General features: G+C 71.1%; 9 protein-coding genes. 3 read left to right on the top strand and 6 right to left on the bottom strand.

Features of this window, described 5'->3' with window-relative positions; all coding sequences use genetic code 11:
* Positions 1-39 precede the first annotated feature (39 nt).
* Complete coding sequence (gene murJ / locus L1885_RS04490) at positions 40-2,412, bottom strand: murein biosynthesis integral membrane protein MurJ (RefSeq protein ID WP_235795650.1); 2,373 nt, start codon at positions 2,410-2,412, stop codon at positions 40-42.
* Positions 2,413-2,458: 46 nt separating this feature from the next.
* Entirely contained in the window at positions 2,459-4,828 is a 2,370-nt protein-coding gene (locus tag L1885_RS04485) for a DUF6049 family protein (RefSeq protein ID WP_235795663.1), read from the bottom strand.
* Positions 4,829-5,071: 243 nt separating this feature from the next.
* On the opposite strand from L1885_RS04485, the gene L1885_RS04480 reads away from it, so the two are divergent.
* Entirely contained in the window at positions 5,072-6,541 is a 1,470-nt protein-coding gene (locus L1885_RS04480; RefSeq protein WP_235795649.1) for a CCA tRNA nucleotidyltransferase, read from the top strand.
* 351 nt (positions 6,542-6,892) lie between these two features.
* Here the strand turns inward: L1885_RS04480 and L1885_RS04475 are convergent, their stop codons facing one another.
* Both L1885_RS04475 and L1885_RS04470 read right to left on the bottom strand, forming a co-directional pair.
* A complete protein-coding gene (locus L1885_RS04475; protein WP_235795648.1) occupies positions 6,893-7,975 on the bottom strand; it encodes an inositol-3-phosphate synthase in 1,083 nt (360 codons plus the stop codon).
* 56 nt (positions 7,976-8,031) lie between these two features.
* Complete coding sequence (locus tag L1885_RS04470) at positions 8,032-8,793, bottom strand: PadR family transcriptional regulator (protein WP_235795647.1); 762 nt, start codon at positions 8,791-8,793, stop codon at positions 8,032-8,034.
* A gap of 446 nt (positions 8,794-9,239) precedes the next feature.
* Between L1885_RS04470 and L1885_RS04465 the strand changes: the two genes are divergently transcribed.
* Positions 9,240-11,984, top strand: coding sequence for a transglycosylase domain-containing protein (locus tag L1885_RS04465; RefSeq protein ID WP_235795646.1), 2,745 nt, complete (start codon positions 9,240-9,242; stop codon positions 11,982-11,984).
* A 326-nt stretch (positions 11,985-12,310) separates the two neighbouring features.
* Positions 12,311-13,918 carry a glycosyltransferase family 87 protein gene (locus L1885_RS04460; protein WP_372481858.1) on the top strand — a complete coding sequence of 536 codons (1,608 nt, stop codon included), beginning with the start codon at positions 12,311-12,313 and terminating at the stop codon, positions 13,916-13,918.
* 350 nt (positions 13,919-14,268) lie between these two features.
* On the opposite strand, the gene L1885_RS04455 is transcribed toward L1885_RS04460, so the two are convergent.
* Both L1885_RS04455 and L1885_RS04450 read right to left on the bottom strand, forming a co-directional pair.
* Positions 14,269-15,300: an alanine racemase gene (locus L1885_RS04455; RefSeq protein WP_235795644.1), complete on the bottom strand. Its 1,032-nt coding sequence runs from the start codon at positions 15,298-15,300 to the stop codon at positions 14,269-14,271.
* Positions 15,301-15,463: 163 nt separating this feature from the next.
* The gene (locus tag L1885_RS04450; protein ID WP_235795643.1) at positions 15,464-16,600 is read right to left on the bottom strand and encodes a lipid II:glycine glycyltransferase FemX; all 1,137 of its coding nucleotides are present in this window, start codon (positions 16,598-16,600) and stop codon (positions 15,464-15,466) included.
* Between the last annotated feature and the right edge of the window lie 235 nt (positions 16,601-16,835).

Below are 16,835 nucleotides of genomic sequence, written 5' to 3'. Positions count from 1 at the left end.
CGCGGAGGCCGGCGAAGGTTGTGCTCGGCCCCCTCGCGATCACCGCCCGAGGCGTCCGCGCACCATCCCGACCATGCCGTTCAGTTCTTCGATGCGCATCTTCTTCGCCGCGACGAAAAAGATGGCCAACATCAGGATGCCGCCCGCGACCAGGGCGGTGAATGCACCCGCGGCACCGGTCCCGATCACGTGCAGCAGGCCGAACCCGGCGATCCCGGCGACGACCGCCGCGGGGACGGCCGCCATGCACAGGCGCGCGTACGTGCGCACGACGCGGCTGCCGTCGAGGTCCCCGCCCATGCGCTTCTTGAGCCTCCGCCAGGCCACGCCCACGCCGACGGCGTAGGCGAGACCGTACGACCCGGCCATGCCGACCACGGCCCATCGGTGCGGCAGGACGAGCGCGCAGGCACCGGAGGCGGCGGCGTTCACCGCTGCGACGATCACCGTGTTGTAGAAGGGGGTGCGGGTGTCCTCGTAGGCGTAGAAGCCGCGCAGGACGACGTACTGGACGGAGTACGGGATGAGCCCGAGTCCGAAGGCCATCAGGATGAAGCCGATGTTGCGTGCCCCGTCGGCGTCGGCCGCCGCGTACAGCAGGCTGGCGAGCGGGACCCCGAGCGCCACGAACGCGAACGCGCAGGGCACGATCGCGACCGCCGACGTGCGCAGGCCGTAGGAGATGTCGTCCCGCACGGCGCCGGTGTCGCCGTCCGCGGCGGCGCGTGCGATGCGCGGCAGCACCGCGGTCATGATCGACACGGTGATGATGGCCTGCGGCATCTGCCACAGCAGCAGGGCGTTGTTGTAGCCGGCGATGCCGGTGCCGGAGTGGCCCTGCTTCTCCGCGAGCGTGCCGGCCCAGGTGGCCAGCTCGGTCACGACGATGAGCCCGAGCTGGTTCGCGAGGACGAAGAAGAACGTCCACTTGGCGAGCCCGGCGGCCTTGCCGAGTCCGTGCCCGCGCCAGTCGAAGCGGAACCGGATCTTGAATCCGGCCTGCCGCAGGTACGGGATCATGGACAGCGCCTGCACGGCGAGGCCGAGCAGGGTGCCGATGCCGAGGAGCCGCACGCCCTCGGGCGAGATGTTCGACGGTCCGACGCCCGAGTGGCTCGACGTGCCGAACGCCCAGATGAAGGCGCCGAACGTGGCGATGACGATGATGTTGTTGAGGACCGGCGTCCACATCATGGCGCCGAACCGCTCGCGGGCGTTGAGGATCTGGCCCATGACCACGTGGATGCCCATGAAGAACATCGTGGGCAGGCAGTAGCGGGCGAAGGCGATGGCGACCGCGTTGGTGTCCGGGTGGTCCACGTACGTCGGCGACATCACCCTGATCAGCAGCGGGGCGCCGAGCACACAGATGGTCGTCACGCCGGCGAGCAGGACGACCACGAGCGTCAGCAGGCGGTTCGCGTACGCCTCACCGCCGTCGTCGTCGTTCTTCATCGCCCGGACCAGCTGCGGGATGAACACGGCGTTGAGCGCGCCGCCGCCCACGAGCACGTAGATCATGGTCGGCAGGGTGTTGGCGACCTGGTACGTGTCGTTGAGCGTGCCGACGCCGATGGCGGCGGCCATGACCAGGGTGCGCAGGAAGCCGGTCAGGCGGGACACGATCGTGCCGGCGGCCATGATCGCGCTCGACTTGAGCAGGCTGGCGGCCTTGCCGCCGGACTTGGCCGGCTTCGCCGCGGGGATCGCCGGCTCGGGCGCGGGCTCGACGGGGGCGGCGGGCGCCCCCGCCTGCTGGTCGCGGTAGAGGTGCGCGAACGCGTCGGGCTGCTGCGGCTCCGTGCCCGCGTGCGTCACCAGGTCGTCGACGCCGGTGAACTGGACGGTCCGGTCGTCGGCGTAGCCACCCGGCTGGGGCGTCTGCGCCCAGACGCGCGGATCGGGCCCGTAGTGCTGGGCCTGGGCCTGCGGCTGGGGCGGCTGCTGCCGGTAGAGCTGCTGGGTCGCGTCGGGGGCCGGCGGGCCGGCCGGCCCCGAAGGACGGTGGGCGTCGTGCGCCGCGCCGGGCGCGGGGTCCCGCGGCGAGCGGTCCTGGGCCCAGTGCTGGTCCTGCTGGTACGGCGCCCCCTGGGCGTACGGGTCCTGCGAGTACCCGGCGTAGGGATCCTGCGACCGCGGGTGCCCGCCCTGCTGCGGAGCCTGGTGCCCGCCCTGCTGCGGGTACGGCTGCCCGGGCCGGCGCGGCGGCTGCTGCCGGCGCTGCTGGTCCTGCGGCTGGAAGTGCTGCTGAGGCTGGTGCTGCTGCGGGTGCTGCCGCTCGGGGGCGTACGGATCCCCGGTGTACTGCTCCTCGGCGTAGGGACCGCCCTGGGCGGGCGGTGATGCGGGGGGCTGCCCCGCGGGGTCGCCGCCCGTGCCCGGGCCACGCTCACCGTCGTACGGCGCGTTCATGGATTACCCCACCTCATCGTCCCCGGCCGACCGGCCACGACATCGCTCAACGGTCCACTTTCTCACCTGAGCCCGACGGCGCCGGGTTCCCCGGTCCGGTGTCCACCGCGGGGTCACTCGGCTGCTCGCCGCCCGGGCCGGTCCCCGGGCCGTGGCCGGAGCCGCCGTCCGTCCCGTCGTCGGGGCCGTCGCCCCGGGCCGCCTCGGCGGCGGCACGGCGGGCCGCCGTGCGCTTGCGCCTGCTGTACATCTTGACGCCGGCGAAGGCGAGCAGAAGGACCCCGCTCGCGATCACGAGCATGGCGGTCGGGGTGATCTCGGAGACCCTGACCTGGAACGTCATCTTCTGGCTGTAGGGGTGGCCGTCCTCGGTGAACAGCTGCGCGCTCACCTCGACCGGGCCGTTCGCGTTGCCCGTGCCGGTGAACTTCACCGACTGGCTGTGACCGCCGCCGACCCTGATGGGCTCGTCGGCGACCGCCTTGCCGCCGTCGAGCTTGAGCCGCGTGGGCTTGCTCGACGACAGCCGCAGCACCAGGTGCTGGACGTCCTGCAGCAGCTTGTTCTGGACCGTGACGGGGATGGTCGCGCTGGCCCCGGAGAGTGTCAGGTCGGACTTGGGGACCAGCAGCACCTCCCCCTTCAGCCCGGTCAGGTAGTCCTTGACCGAGCCGCGGTACGCCGAGGCATCCTCGGCGTCACCGCGCCAGGACGCCGACATCGAGCGCTCCTGGGCGTTCGCGAACGGGGCCACGACCCGGTCGGGGGCGCTGAGGATGTCCGTGAAGCGGACCAGCAGGTCCTGGGTGTCCTGGATCTCCTGGAACGCGGAGGTCGGGAGTTCCTGCTTGCGCAGTGCCCGGGGGTAGTGGGACTCCCGGGGGATGCGGGTGTTCGCGTCGGGGTCCGGCGTCGCCGAGGCCGCGTCCGTCAGGTTCTGCGGTTCGCTCCAGCGTTCGGCGTCCAGGCCGTGCATCGCGGCCGCCATCGCCTGGACCTGGCCGGCGTTCGGCATCCGCTGGGGCGCCACGACGATGCTGCGTTCCTGGCCGGTGTCCTGCTGGGCGACGGCCAGGGACTGCGCGAGGAAGCGCTGCACGGCGAGCGTGGAGGCCGAGGCGGTCGTCAGGTCGCCCTGGAAGGCCTCGGAGAGCCGGCTGTCGGCGTCGACGGCCGTGGTTCCGCCGCCGATGGGACGCGGGGCCGACGGCGTGTACGACAGGTCGTCGCTGAGGCTGTCGCTGCGGGTGATGACCTTGTCGGCGCCCGCGGAGGTCGCCACGTCCACGATCGAGGGGTCGACGGCCCCGTCGACGGGCCACGCGAAGTCGGTGGACGGCTTCACGTGCAGGATGGTCTGGACGGTCGTGGCCGCGACCTGGGTGGCCGGCTGGAGGTGGCTGAGGCTCCCGGACACGCTGCGGCCCGTGTGGGCCAGGGACGCGAGGTCGGGGTCGGCGAACGGCAGGGCGACGACCGGGTGGTGCTGCACGGCCTTCTCCAGCGAGTTCAGCCACTGGTTGGCGAGCTGCTGGTTCTTGCCGGGGACCGTGGTGTTCCCCTTCTTGATGCTGTACTTGTGCGTCATCGCGTCGACGGTGGCCAGCAGGTCCGGGTCGATGACCCAGGTCACCGGGAGCTGGCTGCCGAGGGAGACCATCTGCTGCAGGCGCCCGCCGGGCGCGAGGTCGGCGGCGAGGTCGTCGTTGTCGAAGACCGGGGTCTGCTGCTCGTCGGCCCCCGTCTGCGCGGACAGGTGGACCTTCGAGACCAGCGGCCACATGAAGCTCAGCTTCGTCTTCTTGTCGACGGCGTCCGGCTGCCACGGCAGGAACGTCCGCTGCATCCCCAGTACGTGGTCCCAGGGCTCCTGGGAGGTCTCACCGGAGAGCGAGACGCCGAGCTGGTAGACACCGTCCTCGTCGAGCCCCAGCTCGGAGACCGGGACGGAGAGGGCGAAGTCCTGCCGGGCCTTGGGCGCCAGGTGGTCGACCGCGACGCGGTACTTGCCGCCGAGCGGCGCGACCTGCACGAGCGTGCTCGTGGACCGGGAGGCCACGTCGTCGATGGCGCTGCGTCCGGAGAGGCGCGGGCCGACCCGCAGGTCGACGTCCCCGTCGGAGATGGCGGACCGGCCGTTGTTGGTGACCGTCCCGGAGATCGTCAGGGTGTCGCCCTTGACGGGCGCGCTCGGCGAGAACGTGTTGAGCGCCACGGAGACGCCCTGGTTCGAGGCCTTCTGCGGCGCGTAGGCCGGCACGACGCCGGGGGAGGGTGCGGCGTGGGCCGCCGGGGCCGCCGTGCCCGCCAGGAGGCCCGCGAGGAGCGGCGCACCGGCCACCACGGATGCAGTGCGTCGCAACCACCGACGGGCAGCCCAGTGGCCCGTCCCCCGGAAGTGTGCCGCATCGGCCACGCGCTCGTCCGTCCCTCGTCCTTGTTGCTTGCCGCTGGTGGTCTGTCCTTCGGTGCGTCCACGCATGGTAACGATGAGCGCTGTGGCGAAGTGCTGGGGACCGCTCCACGAGATCGTGAAGAGTCTCATGGATCCGAGGGGAACCCTGCATCGCGGGTGCGGAGAAGGACGAAACCCGCCGATGTCCGGGATACCGGAAACCGGGGCGGTCCGAGGGTGTCCCGGCACGTACGCTTTCCTGTTGTGCCGAACGCCAACGAAGACATCCCCCGTGCACTGAACCAGGTGCAGAGCCGCGCGGTCTCCGAACTGCTGCGGGTGTCCCCTGCCGCCGACGCCCTGGCGCTGCGGTTCCAGGAGGCGGGCTTCTCGCTCGCCCTGGTCGGCGGGTCGGTGCGGGACGCCCTCCTCGGGCGGCTCGGCAACGACCTGGACTTCACGACGGATGCCCGCCCGCAGGACATTCTCAAGATCGTCAGGCCCTGGGCGGATGCCGTGTGGGATGTGGGGATCGCGTTCGGCACGGTCGGCTGCCGCAAGGACGCCGTCGTGGACGGGGTCGCGCAGAGCTTCCAGATCGAGGTCACGACGTACCGCTCCGAGGCGTACGACCGGACCTCGCGCAAGCCCGAGGTGTCGTACGGCGACTCCATCGAGGAGGACCTCGTCCGGCGCGACTTCACGGTGAACGCCATGGCGGTCGCGCTGCCCGGCAAGGAGTTCGTCGACCCGCACGGCGGGCTGGGCGACCTCGCCCGCCGCGTTCTGCGGACCCCCGGCACGCCGGAGGAGTCCTTCTCCGACGATCCACTGCGGATGTTCCGGGCGGCGCGCTTCTCGGCGCAGCTGGACTTCGAGGTCGCCCCCGAGGTGGTGGCCGCGATGGAGAAGATGGCCGACCGGATCGAGATCGTCTCCGCCGAGCGGGTGCGGGACGAGCTCAACAAGCTCCTGCTCTCCGATCACCCGCGCAAGGGCCTGGCGCTGCTCGTGGAGACGGGCCTCGCCGCCCGCGTGCTGCCCGAGCTGCCCGCCCTGCGGCTGGAGAGCGACGAGCACCACCGCCACAAGGACGTGTACGAGCACTCGCTCACCGTGCTGGAGCAGGCCATCGACCTGGAGGAGGACGGCCCGGACCTGGTGCTGCGGCTCGCGGCCCTGCTGCACGACGTGGGCAAGCCGAGGACCCGGCGGTTCGAGGACGACGGCAGGGTGTCCTTCCACCACCACGAGGTGGTCGGCGCGAAGCTCACCAAGAAGAGGATGACCGCGCTCAAGTACGCGAACGACATGGTGAAGGACGTCTCCCGGCTCGTGGAGCTGCACCTGCGCTTCCACGGGTACGGCGCGGGCGAGTGGACCGACTCCGCCGTGCGCCGCTACGTGCGGGACGCGGGCCCGCTGCTGAGCCGACTGCACAAGCTGACGCGCTCGGACTGCACCACCCGTAATAAGAGGAAGGCCACCGCCCTCTCGCGCGCGTACGACGGCCTGGAGGAGCGCATCGCGCAGCTCCAGGAACGCGAGGAGCTCGACGCGATCCGGCCCGACCTCAACGGGAACCAGATCATGGAGACCCTCGGCGTCGGCCCCGGCCCGGCGGTCGGCGCCGCGTACGCCTTCCTCCTGGAGCAGCGGCTGGAGAACGGGCCGATGGCGCACGACGAGGCCGTGGCGGCGCTCAGGGAATGGTGGGCGACGCAGGAGGCCTGAGGGCGACCCGGCCCCAGGAGGTGGCCGCGCATGTTTCACGTGAAACATGCGAGAGCCGCGACGGCCCACTTGTGATGCTCGTGCCGGAGCCGCCACGCGGATCGCTCGTCCCCGCCGGTCATGTTTCACGTGAAACATGACCGGCGGCCGTGACGGGGCTCGGGGGAGTCTCCCGCCGTGGGGAGGCTTCCGCCGTGGGGAGGCTTCCGGGGGAGGGCCGGCGGCCAACCGCAGGGGATGGATGCATGGCGAAGGCCCCAGGGAGAACCCTGGAGCCTTCGCCATGCCGTTCAGGCGGGGAGACCGGCCGGCGGACGGTGGATCCGCCCCGGTCTCACCGAGTCGGGCGGGTCAGCGCTCGACCTCGCCGCGGATGAACTTCTCCACGTTCTCGCGGGCCTGGTCGTCGAAGTACTGGACCGGCGGCGACTTCATGAAGTAGCTCGACGCGGAGAGGATGGGGCCGCCGATGCCGCGGTCCTTGGCGATCTTCGCGGCGCGCACCGCGTCGATGATGACGCCGGCGGAGTTCGGGGAGTCCCAGACCTCGAGCTTGTACTCCAGGTTCAGCGGGACGTCGCCGAACGCGCGGCCCTCGAGGCGGACGTACGCCCACTTGCGGTCGTCGAGCCACGCCACGTAGTCCGAGGGGCCGATGTGGACGTTGTCGGCGCCCAGGTCGCGGTCGGGGATCTGGGACGTGACGGCCTGCGTCTTGGAGATCTTCTTCGACTCCAGGCGCTCGCGCTCCAGCATGTTCTTGAAGTCCATGTTGCCGCCGACGTTGAGCTGCATCGTGCGGTCCAGGACGACGCCGCGGTCCTCGAACAGCTTCGCCAGCACGCGGTGCGTGATGGTCGCGCCGACCTGGGACTTGATGTCGTCGCCGACGATCGGGACGCCGGCCTCGGTGAACTTGTCCGCCCACTCCTTGGTGCCCGCGATGAACACCGGCAGCGCGTTGACGAAGGCGACCTTCGCGTCGATCGCGCACTGGGCGTAGAACTTCGCGGCCGCCTCGGAGCCGACCGGCAGGTAGCAGACCAGGACGTCGACCTTGCGGTCCTTGAGGATCTGGACGACGTCGACCGGCGCCTCCTCGGACTCCTCGATGGTCTGGCGGTAGTACTTGCCCAGACCGTCGAGGGTGTGGCCGCGCTCGACCGTGACGCCCGTGGAGGGCACGTCGCAGATCTTGATCGTGTTGTTCTCGCTGGCGCCGATCGCGTCCGCGAGGTCGAGGCCGACCTTCTTGGCGTCCACGTCGAAGGCCGCGACGAACTCGATGTCGCGCACGTGGTAGTCGCCGAACTGGACGTGCATCAGACCCGGCACCTTGCCCGCCGGGTCGGCGTCCTTGTAGTACTCGACGCCTTGCACCAGCGACGAGGCGCAGTTGCCGGCGCCGACAATGGCTACGCGTACCGAACCCATTCCGGTTGCTCCCTGTGTGATCGGTGTTCCGTTGAGGCTCCGCGGCGAAGCGGGCCTCACTTGGTCCTGCCGTCGGACGGATCCGGCGTGTGGGGGCGCCGCGAGGGCGAACCCTCGGCAGTTGCGGCACCCCCTGGCCGGGGCAGACCGTCCGTGTGGTCGGTGTCGTGAAACGGGCGGGGCCCGGCGCCGTCCGACGGTCCGGGAGCACCGGACCGCTCGGCGGAATCCTCCGGACCGGCGGAACCCCGCCGGTCGCGGCCGGCCCGCTCGCTCTCGATGAGCTCGTTCAGCCAGCGCACCTCGCGCTCCACGGATTCCATCCCGTGGCGCTGGAGCTCCAGCGTGTAGTCGTCGAGGCGCTCCCGGGTACGGGCGAGCGAGCCCCGCATCTTCTCCAGGCGCTCCTCGAGACGGCTGCGACGGCCCTCGAGGACGCGCATGCGCACCTCGCGCTCGGTCTGCCCGAAGAAGGCGAACCGTGCGGCGAAGTGCTCGTCCTCCCAGGCGTCCGGTCCGGCGTGGGAGAGCAGCTCCTCGAAGTGCTCCTTGCCCTCGGCCGTCAGCCGGTAGACGATCTTGGCCCGCCGCCCGGCGAGGGACGCCGCGAGGGCCTCCTCCGGGGCGCTGCCCGGCTCCTCGATCAACCAGCCGCTGGCGACCAGCGTCTTGAGGCACGGATAGAGCGTCCCGTAGCTGAACGCGCGGAAGATCCCCAGTGACGTGTTGAGCCGCTTGCGCAGCTCGTACCCGTGCATGGGGGACTCGCGCAGCAGGCCGAGTACGGCGAACTCAAGGATTCCCGAGCGCCTGCTCACCCTTGCCCCTTTCGCCGTGCTGTGTGGCGGTTCGTACCGCCCCTGTGCGCTTATCTCGCCCTGACATGTCGTGCTGATGTATCGACTCGATACATCCCGACGATAGAGGTGTGGGGTGGATGCGACAAGAGGGAGAGTGGTGAACGCGATCACATCGTCAATTCACAGCAGGCAAGTTGCCTGTTTTGGGGTGAACTTCGGGCCTCAGTGGGTTTTGACCGTGCGTAGTCTGTGCGGCATGCAGACCACCGGGGACCCAGAGGCGCAAGGGTGCGTCGGGCTTGCGGGCTCACCCAAGCCCTGGGGACCACTGCCGCGGGAGCCACGACGGCAGCGGAAGACGCGTGCAGCGTCGGCCGCGGCCGCGGTTCGCGGGGCCCAGTACGGGGGACCGGAATTCACTGCCGCTTCCAGGCGTCCGCGCCTGCCCGAGGAGTAGTCGTTCGATGAGTGAGCACCGTCGCAAAATGCCCCCGCCGCAAGGTGGCGGACGTGCCGCGGCCAGGCGCGGAGCCCAGCAGCCGTCCGGCCGCCGCGCAGCCCCCTCCCGAGGCGACGCCTCGGCTTCCCACTCGGGCTCTGCCGCGCAGGGGGGCCGTTCGGCATCCCACGGCGCGGACGAGCAGGCGTACGGCGGCCGCGCCGCCGCCCGCAAGGCCGCCCAGCGCGGGGGCCGCAGGCGCGAGCCCGATCCGGCAGCGGGCGGCCGGGGACGGGGCCGCGGCCCCACGAAGAAGCGCTTCATCGACTACCCGCGCTTCAACAAGTACGGCTGGCGCCGCTGGATGCCGTCCTGGCGCCTGACGAGCGCCCTCGTCGTCGCGTTCCTGGGGTCGCTGCTGGCCGCGGGGTCCGTCGCGTACGCGCTCGTGCAGCTGCCGAACCAGAGCCTGGCCTCGAAGGCGGAGAACAACGTCTTCTACTGGTCCGACGGCACGCCGATGGTCTCGACCGGCGGTGAGAACAACACCAACCGGCAGATCATCAGCATCGACCAGATCCCCAGGGCGATGCAGGACGCGGTGGTCTCCCAGGAGAACAGGTCGTTCTACACCGACTCCGGTGTCGACCCCCAGGGCATCGCCCGCGCCGTGGTGAACATGGCGAAGGGCGAGGACACCCAGGGCGGCTCGACGATCACCCAGCAGTACGTGAAGAACGCGCTGCTCGGCGACCAGAGCCAGACCGTGAGCCGCAAGGTCAAGGAGATCTTCATCTCCCTCAAGGTCGGCACGAAGCTCGACAAGCGCCAGATCCTGGAGGGCTACCTCAACACCTCCTACTTCGGCCGCGGCGCGTACGGCATCCAGGCGGCGTCACGCACGTACTTCGGGGTCGACGCGAAGAAGCTGAACCCGAGCCAGTGCGCCTTCCTCGCCGCGCTGCTCAAGGGCGCCACGCTCTACGACCCGGCGGGCAACACGGAGCTCAACTCGAACGCCACGCCGACCGCCAACACCGCCCGGATCACGTTCCGCTGGAAGACGACCCTGGACCAGATGGTCCAGGACGGGCACCTCTCCCCGACGGAGCGCGCCAAGTACACGAAGCTCCCGGAGTCGGAGCCGCTGAAGAAGGCCGCGCAGCTCGGCGGGCAGGTCGGCTACCTCGTCGACCTCGCCAAGGCGTACTTCGCGAACAACAACAGCCAGGGCATCACCTCGGACGACCTGTCCAAGGGCGGCTACGAGATCTACACGACCTTCGACAAGAAGAAGGTCAAGCAGCTCACGGACGCCGTCGAGAAGGTGCGCAAGCAGAACCTCGACACGAAGAAGCGCCCGGACACGGACAAGTTCGTCCAGTTCGGCGGCGCGTCGGTGGAGCCCCAGTCGGGCAAGATCGTCGCCATCTACGGCGGTGAGGACGCGACCAAGCACTTCACGGACAACGCCGACGTCACGGGCGCCCAGGTCGGTTCGACGTTCAAGCCCTTCGTTCTCGCCGCGGCCATGCAGCACGGCAAGCGGGACCCGAGCGGCGGGACGGACCAGCCGGACTCGGACCGCACACCGGTCAACCCGGACACCAGCCGCTATCCCGGCAAGAACATGTTGAAGATCAAGGACTACACGGGCCAGGTCTGGCAGGACAAGGACGGCAAGGAGTGGCTGCAGGCGAACGACGAGGGCTACAATCAGCCGTCGATCACCCTGCGTGAGGCCATGCGCGAGTCGGTGAACTCGGCCTTCGTCCAGCTCGGCATGGACGTCGGCATCCCGACGATCCGCACCGAGGCCGAGAAGGCCGGCCTCTCCCCCGACCAGCTCAGCAAGTCCGACGTGCCGTCGTTCTCCATCGGCATCTCCGACCCGAGCGCGATCCGCATGGCGGGCGCGTACGGCACCTTCGCGCAGCACGGCGAGCAGCGCGCGCCCTACTCCGTGGAGAAGGTCCTCAAGAACGGCAAGGAGATCTTCAAGCACGACAACAAGCCCACCCAGGCCATGCCGGCGCAGGTGGCGGACAACGTCACCGACGTCCTGCGGACCGTGGTGGACAAGGGCACCGGTACGAACGCGCAGGTCGCGGGCCGCGAGGTGGCCGGCAAGACCGGTACGACCGACGAGAACAAGTCGGCCTGGTTCGTCGGCTACACCCCGCAGCTGTCGACCGCCATCGACATGTACCGGCTGGACGACAACGCGAAGAGCAAGGACCGCAAGTTCCTGTCCATGTACGGGACCGGCGGGCAGAAGACGATCCACGGTGCGTCGTTCCCGTCGGCGATCTTCAAGGACTACATGACGGCCGCCCTGAACGGCGAGCCCGTCCTGAAGTTCACGAAGCCCGAGCCCATCGGCAAGGCGGTCTTCGGCGGCGGTCTGCACTCGCCGGAGCCCACGCACTCCCCGTCGCCCTCGAACACCCCGTCGTCGACGCCGTCCGACAAGCCGAGCCCGTCCGACACCCCGCAGGCGCCCCCGTCGCCGTCCGACACCTGCACGTCGTTCTTCGGGTGCGCCGACGGCGGCGGCAACGACAACGGCGGCAACGGCAACGGAGGCAATGGCAACGGCGGCAACGGCAACGGCGGCAACGGGACGGACGGCGGTGACACCGGAGGCGCCATCGGCGGGCCCGGGCAGTCGTCCACGGCATCGCCGCCGGGCACGGACACCGGCGGCGCGGACGGCACCAACGGCGGCAACGCCGGCACCGACGGCGCCCTGTTCGGAGGCAACAACTAGGGCCTCCGTCGCGCAGCGGCCGCGCAGGCCCCGACGGCCGGACGGCTTTCGTCCGGACCGGGCCGCACCGCACCGGGCCGGGTCCCCCGACAAGGGGGGCCCGGCCCGGCCGGTTTTCTCCCGCGGCCGACTCCACCGGGGGCCGCCCGCGTACGGCACGCACCACCCGGGGGCCGCCTGCGTACGGCACGCACCACCCGGGGGCCGCCTGCGTACGGCACGCACCACCGCCCGGGGGCCGCCCGCGTACGGCACGCACCTCCGGGCGCGGGCCTGATGCGGCGGCCCCCGTCGCGTCGCCGCCCGCGTACGGCAGGATGGTCGCCATGCCGAGCGCAGAAGACACCTCCGTACCTTCCGGTACGACCCTCGCGCCCCACGACGCACCCGACGGGGCCAGGACGCCCGACGTCGCCCCGACGCGCCGCGACCGGATCGCCGCGGCCGGCAGCGAGCTGATCGGCGGCCCCCTCGGCCGCTGGGCCGTGCCCGGGGGCTCCTGGCTGACACCGGTGCGGGTCATCGCCCTGGTGGCGATCGGCATGTTCGCGCTCGGCATGGTCCAGAAGCTGCCGTGCTACGACTGGGCCTGGTTCCGCGGCGCCAGCTCGCAGTACACCCGCGCCTGCTACTCGGACATCCCGCACCTCTTCCAGGCGCGCGGCTTCTCCGACGGGCTCGTCCCGTACTTCGACCGCCTCAACGGCGACATGGACTACCTGGAGTACCCGGTACTCACCGGCCTGTTCATGGAGGTCGCCTCCTGGATCACGTCGCTGTTCACCTCGGGCGACGGCGACCTGATGGGGCGCGAGCAGGCCTACTGGATGTCCAACGCGGCCATGCTGCTGGTCTGCGCGGTGATCATCGCGGTCTGCACGGCCCGCACGCACCGCAGGCGCCCCTGGGACGCGCTGCTGGTCGCGCTCGCCCCGGCCTTCGTGCTCACCGCCACGATCAACTGGGACCTGCTGGCCGTCGCCCTGACGGCGGCGGCGATGCTCATGTGGACGCGGGGCAGGACGCTCGCGTTCGGCATCCTCATCGGCCTCGCGACCGCGGCCAAGCTCTACCCGGCGCTGATCCTCGGGCCGCTGATCGTGCTGTGCTGGCGGGCCGGGAAGTGGCGTGCCTGCGGGACGGCACTGCTCGGCGCCGCCTGCGCGTGGCTCGTCGTGAACCTGCCGGTCATGCTCCTGGCGCCCGAGGGCTGGAAGAAGTTCTACACGTTCAGCCAGGTGCGGCCGGTGGACTTCGGGTCGTTCTGGCTGATCATCAGCCAGCGCACCGGGGCGTTCGCGGGCGACGTGCACCCCGTCAACACGTACTCGATCCTGCTGATGGTCCTCGCGTGCGCGGGCATCGCGGCGCTGGCGCTCATGGCGCCCCGCAGGCCGCGCTTCGCGCAGCTGGCCTTCCTCGTCGTCGCCGCGTTCATCCTCACCAACAAGGTCTACTCGCCGCAGTACGTGCTGTGGCTGGTGCCGCTCGCGGCGCTGGCCCGGCCGCGCTGGCGCGACTTCCTGGTGTGGCAGGCCTGCGAGGTCATGTACTACCTGGGCATCTGGATGTACCTCGCGTACACGACCAGCGGCGACGCCCACAAGGGCCTGCCCGCGGAGGGCTACCAGCTGGCCATCGCGCTGCACCTGGCGGGCACGCTGTACCTGTGCGCGCTGGTGGTGCGCGACGCGCTGCTCCCGGAGCGGGATCCGGTACGGGCCGACGGCGCGGACGACCCCTCGGGCGGCGTCCTCGACGGCGCGCCGGACGTGTTCGTGCTGGGGGAGGCGGCGCGCCACCGGTCCGAGCCGGGCGCCGACGAGGCCCACGGGCGGCCCGTCACGTGGGGAAGGGACGCCTGGGGCCACGAGGGGGCGCCGGAGGACGCCGGAGGCCCGTCAGGGGCCGAGGACCGGCACGGGACCGCGTAGGCCGCGGGACGAGCGCTGCTCCTGAACGAGCGCTGCTCCTGGCACAAGCGCTCCTCCTGAGCGAGCGCTGCTCTGACAAAGCAGGGGTCGGGGGTCCGGAGAGCCGAGGGCCGGAACGGGCCTCGACGGGCTCGCCCGGTCCCCGGAGGGCCAGGGCGGGTCGCTACGGCGCTCAGGACGGGGCCGAGGCCCGTCAACGAGCTTCCGGCAGCCCCCTGGAGCCCCGGACAGCCGCCGGGGAGGGACAACACGCGTGGAGGCAGCCCGAGGCGCCTCTCGGACGTGTCAGGGGCCGTCACGGAGCGTCGGGGGCACCCGCGGGCCGGCGAGCGACCGAGGGGGCCGCCGGCTCAGCGGTCGACGATCCGGTCGAACTGCGTCGTCGTGTGCCGCAGGATCGCCACCAGCTCGTCGCCGACCCTCGGCTCCTCCGCCTCCGACGGCACGAACAGGATCGACACCTGCATGTGCGGCGGCTCGGCGAACCACCGCTGCTTCCCGGCCCAGACGAACGGCGACAGGTTGCGGTTGACCGTCGCGAGGCCCGCCCGCGCCACGCCCTTCGCCCGGGACGTCATGCTGTGCAGCGCCTTCGGGGCCTCCAGGCCGACGCCGTGCGACGTGCCGCCGGCGACGACGACGAGCCAGCCGTCGGAGGCGGCGCGCTGCTGCCGGTAGCCGAACCGGTCGCCCTTCGCGACCTGCGTGACGTCGAGGACCGCGCCGCGGTACTCCGTCGCGTCGTGGTCGCCGAGCCACAGCTTCGTGCCGATGCGTGCCCGGAACCGGGTCTGCGGGAACTGCTGCTGCAGCCGCGCCAGCTCGTCGGCCTTGAGGTGGCTCACGAACATGGTGTGCAGCGGCAGCCGCGCCGCGCGCAGCCGGTCCATCCAGGCGATGACCTCTTCGACCGCGTCCGAGCCGTCCGTGCGGTCCAGGGGCAGGTGCAGCGCGAAGCCCTCGAGCCGTACGTCCTCGATGGCCGCGTGCAGCTGGCCGAGCTCCTCCTCCTTCACGCCGTGGCGCTTCATGGAGCTCATGCACTCGATCACGACGCGGGCGCCGACCAGCGCGTGGACGCCGTCGACGGACGAGACGGAGCGGATCACCCGGTCCGGCAGCGGAACGGGCTCCTCGCCGCGTCTGAACGGGGTCAGGACCAGCAGGTCGCCGCCGAACCAGTCCTTGATGCTCGCGGCCTCGTAGATGGTGCCGACGGCAAGCATGTCCGAGCCGAATCGCGTCGTCTCGTCGGCGAGCCGCTCGTGCCCGAAGCCGTACCCGTTGCCCTTGCAGACGGGCACGATGCCGGGGAACTGGTCGATGACCGACTTCTGGTGCGCCCGCCAGCGCGCGGTGTCGACGTAGAGGGAGAGCGCCATGCCGGTCCTGAACCTTTCTCGCGGCTGCCGTTGCCGTCAGCTGATCCCGATGAAGCATATGAACGGCTTGCGGGGTTTTGAAGCGGACGAGGGGCCGGGGCGGGTCGTGCCCCGGCGTCCCTTCGCACCGAACCACCACGGGTCGGTGCAGGTCAGCGCCCCGTCAGCGGCGCGACATATACATGTCGAGCGCCTTGTGCAGGAGCTTGTTCAGTGGGAAGTCCCACTCGCCGATGTACTCGACCGCCTCGCCGCCCGTGCCGACCTTGAACTGGATGAGGCCGAAGAGGTGGTCGGTCTCGTCGAGCGAGTCGGAGATGCCGCGCAGGTCGTAGACGGTCGCGCCCATCGCGTAGGCGTCCCGCAGCATCCGCCACTGCATCGCGTTCGACGGGCGCACCTCGCGCTTGTGGTTCGCGGAGGCGCCGTACGAGTACCAGACGTGGCCGCCCACGATCAGCATCGTCGCGGCCGCGACGTTCTCGCCCTCGTGGCGGGCGAAGTACAGCCGCATGCGGTTCGGGTCCTCGGTGTTCAGGACCGTCCACATGCGTTCGAAGTACGACTGGGGCCGCGGCCGGAAGTGGTCGCGCTCCGCGGTGATCTCGTACAGCCGCTGCCACTCGCCGAGGTCCTGGTAGCCGCCCTGGACGACCTCGACGCCGGCCTTCTCGGCCTTCTTGATGTTGCGGCGCCACAGCTGGTTGAAGCCCTTGAGGACCTCGTCGAGCGAACGGTTCGCCAGCGGCACCTGGAAGACGTAGCGGGGCTGCACGTCGCCGAAGCCGGCGCCGCCGTCCTCGCCCTGCTGCCAGCCCATCTTGCGCAGCCGCTCGGCCACCTCGAAGGCGCGCGGCTCGATGACCGTGGCCTCGACGTCCCGCAGCCGCTTGACGTCCGGGTCCTGGATGCCGCCCTTGATCGCACCCGCGTCCCAGCGGCGGATCACCACGGGCGGGCCCATCTTCACGGAGAACGCGCCCTGCTGCTTGAGGTGCGCCAGCATCGGCTGGAGCCACTCGTCGAGGTTCGGTGCGTACCAGTTGATGACCGGGCCCTCGGGCAGGTACGCCAGGTACCGCTTGATCTTGGGCAGCTGCCGGTAGAGCACGAGTCCGGCGCCGACGAGCTGCCCGGTCGCGTCGAACCAGCCGAGGTTCTCCGAGCGCCACTCCGTCTTCACGTCGGCCCACGCCGGGACCTGGCAGTGGCTGGCGGAGGGCAGGCTCTGGACGAACGCCAGATGCTGCTCACGGCTGATGGTCCTCAGGACCAGGCTCTTGCTCTGCGGCAGGCTCATGCGGGGGCGCTCCTCGGCGGGTGTGTCCCCACTGGGTACGTGTGGGGCTCCGGGTCACGCGCCGAAGCCTACTGCGCCCGGGGCGCGGCCCGTCTGGGCCGTGCCCCGCGCCACGCGCGCCGGGGAGCGCGCCGGGTGCCGCCGCGCGATGCGGAAGCCGCGCGTCCGGGGCCCGCGGCGGGGCGCCGGGCCCCGGAGGCCGGTCCGGCCCCGCTCGCGGCGGGATGGGCCGTCC

Origin of the sequence: Streptomyces fuscigenes (genome assembly GCF_021556455.1) — a bacterium.
GTDB lineage: Bacteria > Actinomycetota > Actinomycetes > Streptomycetales > Streptomycetaceae > Streptomyces > Streptomyces fuscigenes.
This window is presented reverse-complemented; position numbering and strand designations above follow the sequence as displayed.